The sequence below is a fragment of the Carnobacterium sp. genome, assembly GCF_032094055.1.
Lineage (GTDB): Bacteria > Bacillota > Bacilli > Lactobacillales > Carnobacteriaceae > Carnobacterium_A.
Genome location: NZ_DAMDAK010000101.1, coordinates 1,778 through 8,171, shown reverse-complemented (window position 1 = coordinate 8,171; position 6,394 = coordinate 1,778). Strand labels below are relative to the sequence as shown.

General features: G+C 35.1%; 7 protein-coding genes. 6 read left to right on the top strand and 1 reads right to left on the bottom strand.

Features of this window, described 5'->3' with window-relative positions:
* From RT405_RS12140 to RT405_RS12130, 3 genes are all read left to right on the top strand, one after another.
* The coding region (locus tag RT405_RS12140; protein ID WP_313470022.1) for an NUDIX domain-containing protein at positions 1-765 on the top strand (765 nt) is incomplete at its 5' end.
* Positions 766-1,241: 476 nt separating this feature from the next.
* The gene (locus tag RT405_RS12135; RefSeq protein WP_035027616.1) at positions 1,242-1,775 is read left to right on the top strand and encodes a DUF402 domain-containing protein; all 534 of its coding nucleotides are present in this window, start codon (positions 1,242-1,244) and stop codon (positions 1,773-1,775) included.
* Between the two features lie 180 nt (positions 1,776-1,955).
* Positions 1,956-2,822 carry a hypothetical protein gene (locus RT405_RS12130; RefSeq protein WP_313470020.1) on the top strand — a complete coding sequence of 289 codons (867 nt, stop codon included), beginning with the start codon at positions 1,956-1,958 and terminating at the stop codon, positions 2,820-2,822.
* A gap of 165 nt (positions 2,823-2,987) precedes the next feature.
* Here RT405_RS12130 and RT405_RS12125 read toward each other — a convergent pair whose 3' ends face one another.
* On the bottom strand, positions 2,988-4,085 hold the full coding sequence (locus tag RT405_RS12125; RefSeq protein ID WP_035027623.1) for an aromatic acid exporter family protein: 1,098 nt from the start codon (positions 4,083-4,085) through the stop codon (positions 2,988-2,990).
* 387 nt (positions 4,086-4,472) lie between these two features.
* On the opposite strand from RT405_RS12125, the gene RT405_RS12120 reads away from it, so the two are divergent.
* The 3 genes from RT405_RS12120 to RT405_RS12110 all read left to right on the top strand — a co-directional run.
* The gene (locus RT405_RS12120) at positions 4,473-4,922 is read left to right on the top strand and encodes a Fur family transcriptional regulator (RefSeq protein WP_313470018.1); all 450 of its coding nucleotides are present in this window, start codon (positions 4,473-4,475) and stop codon (positions 4,920-4,922) included.
* Positions 4,923-5,220: 298 nt separating this feature from the next.
* Positions 5,221-6,189 carry a LacI family DNA-binding transcriptional regulator gene (locus RT405_RS12115; protein WP_313470016.1) on the top strand — a complete coding sequence of 323 codons (969 nt, stop codon included), beginning with the start codon at positions 5,221-5,223 and terminating at the stop codon, positions 6,187-6,189.
* Between the two features lie 18 nt (positions 6,190-6,207).
* A partial coding sequence (locus RT405_RS12110; protein ID WP_313470014.1) for a diacylglycerol kinase family protein occupies positions 6,208-6,394 on the top strand: 187 nt, incomplete at its 3' end.

Sequence of the window (6,394 nt, the reverse complement as noted above, 5' to 3'; positions counted from 1 at the left end):
GCAAGTATGGCTTTTGGTTTGCCTGAACCAGCTGTTGATGGCAATGTTATGCGCGTGTTAAGCCGTTTATTTGAGATTGATGCAGATATAGCTAAACCAGCCAGCCGTAAATTATTTGAAGCAGTGATGCGGGAGATTATTGATCCTTATAAACCTGGAGATTTTAATCAAGCTTTTATGGATTTAGGTTCAAGTATTTGTACACCTAAAAATTACCATCCAGAAATGAGTCCCATTAAAGAGTTTAATGCTTCTTATTTGAATGGAACATGGCAAAAATATCCAGTAAAAAGCCGCAAGAAAAAAGCTGTTCCAATTTACTATACTGGCGTTATCATCAAAAATGAAAAAGACGAATTCTTGTTAGAGAAACGACCAGTTAATGGGTTATTGGCTAATATGTGGCTATTCCCACTTTTAGAAGAAAATCTTATTTCAGATGGAACCGACCTAGTACAAGGCCAAATACAAAAAATAGAATCTGAAGAACTACAAGATCAAGTATTGCAGCAGCTCTTAATCCAATTAGACGAAACATATGGCGTAAAACCAATACTGATGAAAAAACCTTTTGCGGAAGTCGTTCATATTTTTAGCCATCTAAAATGGTTTATCACAGTGTATTATGGTCAGATTTCAAGTGAAGACCGACCTTTGCCGAAAAACTGCCATTGGGTATCTCCTGAGCAATTTGAAAAGTACACTTTTCCTGGGCCTCAAACGAAAATGTGGCAAAGCTATTTAAGTCACTTTAAAAAAATATAATAAAAAGATCTTCTTTGTTATTTTTCATAAAAGCAAAGAAGATTTTTTTGTAGAGCAAGTTATTATAAGTTTTTTTGCCTTCAATGTCTAACGTTCAAGCCCTGACTCCTCGTAAAAAAGATCACTCAGCAAAGGGTCCAAATTCTCCTAGCAATTGTGCAGTATGCTCATTTGCTGGAACTTTAAGAGATTCCTTTCATAGAGTACCAGTACAAGGTGACGCAAGGAGCATTTCTCCCTAAAACGTTTCCCTATTTTTACGGGTTTCAAGGCGGGCTTTTCCCGCTTTTCTTACTAAGCAAACAGCTTTGTATCCATTTTGAGAATAAAGTTGATTGCTCACTAGTGTCTTTTTTGCTTTAAATGAGTAAATATATGATATAATACTTTTGAGTTCGAATGACTGAAAATATACTCTAGTATTATTAATAATTTTCTCATGATACCACTATGAGAAAAAGAAAGTTGGGTTAGGGATGCATGTTCCAAAAGAGGGAGAATACATCACGATCCAAAGTTATAAACACGATGAAAGTTTACATCGCACATGGCGAGATACAATGGTTCTTAAGACAAGTGACCAATCTTTGATTGGGTGTAATGATCACACACTAGTCACAGAGGCAGATGGCCGTCGCTGGTTAACAAGAGAACCGGCCATTGTTTATTTCCATAAACATTATTGGTTCAATATTATTGCAATGATCCGTGATAACGGCATTTCATATTATTGTAACCTGGCTTCACCTTATGCTTTAGATGAGGAAGGATTGAAGTACATTGATTATGATTTAGACATTAAAGTATTTCCAGATGGCGAAAAACGATTGTTGGATGTGGATGAGTATGAAGATCATAGTAAATTATGGGGCTATCCTGATGATATTGACCATATTTTAAAAGAAAATGTTAAAATTTTAGTAGAGTGGATCAACGAAGAAAAAGGTCCCTTTTCTAAAGAATACGTTAACTTATGGTATAAACGCTATCGTCAGCTGGCAAATAAATAACGGATCTTCTACTGAATAGGATGATTATTCTCAAAGAGTTGTAATAAAAAGGCACCTTAAATAATGAAAGGTGCTTTTTTATTATGGTTGAAGAGCTTTTTGGAAAGGACGCTTCCTTTAGTCAAATAAGCTATGCTATAATAACGAATGGAATATTAAAAATAAAGGAGTGAGCAAAAAGTGACAAAAAAAAGCGGTTTTGCCTTGATACTACTCATGATTTTGACTGTTGGAATTATTTGGTTTGGAATGGATCATCAAAAAACACAAAAAGCAAAATTACTGAGGACAAATGAAACTACTGCAGTGAGTAGTGATAAAGCAGCAAATAAAAAAACATCTAATAAAGCTCAGAAAGCCGATCTAGCTGCTCAGCAAGAAAAGTTTGAAAATAATCGAGAGCAATTATCTGTTTCGGATTATTTAGCCTATTTGTCTGCTAAAGAAGAAAAAGCAGTGGTCAGTTTTTATGGAGATTTTTCAGAATCTGAAACCTGGCTTTCCGTTGTAGAAAAGTACATAACTAAGCAAATAAACCCCGATATTGAGGTACATCAGCTGGCTTTCCCAGATTATGATTCTTATCGGTTATTGGAAGAAAATACAGTGACTGCAGTAGCAGAAACTAAACCGGATGTCGTTTTTTTCCAAGTTCCAGTTTATGGAGATCAAGTACGAGACATTAGTTTGGCAGATTCGGGTGAATATGTAGCTGAAGATTATGCAGCAATAAAACAGGCTTTACCGGAGGCTCTGGTTGTTTTGGTTACACCTAATCCAAGCAGCAGCCGGCAAGGAGAATTTAACTCGAGAACGTTAGACTATACAAGTTACCTAGCACAAGCGGTTAAAGTGACAGAAGAAAACGAAATTCCGCTTTTTGACCTGCATGCTGCTTTCCAATCTGAAATGGAGACTCAAGAGCAGGATCTTTCAGCTGTTTTAAAAGAGGATGGAAGAACTCTGAACGATCAAGGAACAGATCTTTATGCTTCTTTATTTACTGAGCAATTAACAGAACCAATCGATACTACCAGCGGTCGTTAAGCTACACATGATATTAATCTTAATAAAAATACGCTTTTTCTGGTTAATTAATCAGAAAAAGCGTATTTTTTAGAGTTGAAAGGTATAAAATTTTTATCCTGCCTGTCTAGCGTTCCACTAAACCAGTAATGTGTTCAACAAAATTTCAAACCTTCTTAACTTTTCTTATTGTTCTATATTTTCAATATTGTCAATTTGGGTTTCAGGGTTCCAGTCATTTCCTTTAAAACTGGTAACTAGTGTATTTAAGTGGATCAAATATTCTTCATACTTCAAAATACTGGACATAATATGGATCACTGCATTGCTTTGAGTATAATCTTTGTTTATTTTTACTTCCATATTTGCTTCATCAAAGAATAAATGCATGAATTTTGTTCTAAAAGATTCTTTGTATGCAATAAAGTTAACTTCATCAGGCGAAACGCGTCCATTAAATTTTAATAAAATTTGCTCGTGTGCACTTAAAAGAGTTTCTAAACGTTCGCGAATTTGAATTCTTAATTCTTCTGGGAAATGATTAAATGAGTTTTCGTGTTCATGAATGACTGCAGTCAATTGATAAGCTGCTTTTGTTGTCTGAATAATTTGACGATAAACGGCTATTTTTCTTAAAATCTGTAAACGATTTTTCTTTCGGACATAGGTTCCTTCGTCTTTCATTAAAGAAAAATAGAGATCCATTCGATCTATTTCGGATTTCACCCATTTTAGATCTTTTTTTAAAATGGGGTATTCACTGTTTTTACGGACACTTGCTCGCATCCATTTCATAATCTCAGAAGTTGTGTAGTCAATTAAGTGGTAAAGTTTTTCTTCATATTTAGGTGGAAAAAACAAGGTGTTGACTAAAAAAGCTATCACTACACCAAGTAGTGTAGCTAGAATCCGAATGCTGGCTGCTAAAACGAAATTGGGATCTGAAGTCATCATAATCACAATCAATGTTACTGTTGCTTGTCCGATTACGGATGAGAGATTAAATTGATTTAAAATAGCAATTAATACAATTGCTGCTAAACCAATAAACATAAAATGATTTCCTAATGTTAAATTTACAACAATGGCTAACGTACCACCAATAATATTTCCATAAATTCTGTCTTTGAGTGTTCTGACAGAACGTTTCAAAGAAGGCTGTAAAGCAAAAATTGCTGAAATTGCCGCTAAAACACCAGCTCCTTGTATATTCAAAAAATGAGGTATGGCTAAAGCAAGAGTAATGGCTATGCCTGTTTTTAAAGTTCTTGCTCCAATTTTCATAAAATGTATCCTCTCCCAATCGCAATAAATCCAATTTTTCTTTTTTTAATAATTATTCATCATCTCTTATATTCTAGCAAATTATTTCTTTAAAGAGAAGCAAATGTACTAGATAAGAGCGGACTAAATAATCTTTACTGAAAGATAAGTAAATAGATGAGTTAATAAACTGGATCAAACACAGTAAACTGATTCAGTTCCTTGTCTGTAAAGTTGTTCTTGTGTACTAATCAGCACTAAAGTTGCATTATTAAGTGATAAACGTTATCATTAGGAGAATCAATTAAATCTTTTTGCAGATAGAAAAACTTTTCCCTTCATTTAAATGGAAAGAAAGCTTTAAGAAGATTGTGTTTTACTGAATGGAATAAATAAGGGGGAATATTCATGGCCAATAATCAATTATTGCTGCAATCGATGGAAAAATTAAAATCTTCTAATATTCGGATAACTCCTCAACGTTATGCCGTTTTAGAATATCTGATAGAAGCTCATAGTCACCCAACGGCAGACGAAATTTATCGTTCACTTGTAGAACGGTTTCCAAATATTAGTGTTGCAACTGTTTATAATAATTTGCGTTTGTTTAAAAAAATTGGCTTTGTAGAAGAAATGACTTATGGAGATGGATCTAGTCGTTTCGATTTTGCTTCAACTCAGCATTATCATGCTATTTGTGAAAGTTGCGGTAAAATTGAAGACATCTATTACCCCGGGTTAGAAGATGTTGAAGCAGTGGCACATAATTTAACAGGGTATCAAGTGACTCGTCATCGGATGGAAGTCTACGGAATATGCCCTGAATGCCAAGCAAAAATGAATATAGCAGAACGTTAAATTGCAATTCCGATAAAGGTTGTTTTCACTCAGCTGTTATCGGAATTTTTTTAAAGAGTAGGAGATGATAAGTTTTTCTGCATTCAATGTCTAGCGTTCAATCCCTGTCGCCTCACAAAAAAGATGACTCAGCAAAATTCCCAAAGTCGAGTTATGCTCGCTTTACGATCAAACAGATTGAAGGGACTTTAAAGATCACTTGCAACTTGTTTTTTGCTTTTAGAAAAGCGATAATAGCAACAATAGACTAAAAAATAACGGTAGTGTAAAATGAACTGTTGCAAAAAGGGGAATCTGCATGACCACATTAAACGATGTTGCCAAAAAAGCTAATGTATCAAAAATGACAGTTTCGCGCGTTATCAATCATCCAGAACAAGTGACCGATGAACTGAAATCACTTGTATTTGAAGCGATGGAAGAACTGAACTACCGGCCCAATGTAGCCGCTAAAGCCTTAGCAAACAATCGCACGCAAATCATTAAACTATTTATATTGGAAGAGATGGATACAACTGAACCGTATTATATGAATTTATTAACCGGCATTGCACAGGAATTAGATGCTCGCCATTATTCGCTGCAATTAGTAACGAAAAATAATTTCGATATCGGAGCATGTGATGGTTACATTATGTGCGGTGTTCGAGAAAAAGATTATGAATGGATAGGACGTGCTAACAAACCAGTAGTTTTATTCGGTGAAAATCGGCATGGATATGATTTCGTCGATTCCGATAACCAAGCTGGTGTGGCCATGGCAACACAATACGCTATTGATTTAGGGTACCAACAAGTTATTTTTATTGGAATCGATATTGACGAGCTGTTTGAAAAATCAAGAGAAACAGGTTATCTTCAAACGATGCAAAAGAACCAATTACCCCCAAAAATTATTCGTTTTGGGAATCACTCAAGTGGAGCCGCACAATACATTAAAGAAAATTGGACTCATTTTTCACCAAACACTATTTTTGTGTGCAGCTCTGATCGTTTAGCGATCGGGATAGAGCGAGGCATCCTTGAAATGGGCGGAAAGATTCCTAGTGATTTTGGCATTATTGGACACGATGGAGTCTTTTTGGATCAAATAGCTTTTCCGCAGTTAACCACTGTTAAACAAGCTGTAATTGAAATGGGCGGGGCTTGTGCAAAAATGTTGATGACTAAAATTGAACAAACCGGCGCAGCTCAAGGAAAAATTTTATTCAAACCAGAATTGATTACAAGAGGAACGACGAGAGACAAAACGTTAAAAATAAACTAGCGAAGTGAGGCGAGTGAAATGAAAAAAGGAATGATCGTGGTAAATCCTTCATCTGGCAGTGAACAAGCTGAAAAATACGTTGACCAATTGAAAGCACAACTACAAAGTCACTTCGAGCAAATTGTCGTTAATAAAACAACTAAAGCAGGAGATGCAATATATTCTGCAAATAAAGCAGCGTTCAATCAATTTGATGCCCTTTTCT

Bases quoted from the DNA above. Each gene is read 5' to 3' on its own strand.
- RT405_RS12135 (WP_035027616.1), top strand. From the start codon at position 1,242: ATGCATGTTCCAAAAGAGGGAGAATACATCACGATCCAAAGTTATAAA.
- RT405_RS12125 (WP_035027623.1), bottom strand. From the start codon at position 4,085: ATGAAAATTGGAGCAAGAACTTTAAAAACAGGCATAGCCATTACTCTT.
- RT405_RS12120 (WP_313470018.1), top strand. From the start codon at position 4,473: ATGGCCAATAATCAATTATTGCTGCAATCGATGGAAAAATTAAAATCT.
- RT405_RS12115 (WP_313470016.1), top strand. From the start codon at position 5,221: ATGACCACATTAAACGATGTTGCCAAAAAAGCTAATGTATCAAAAATG.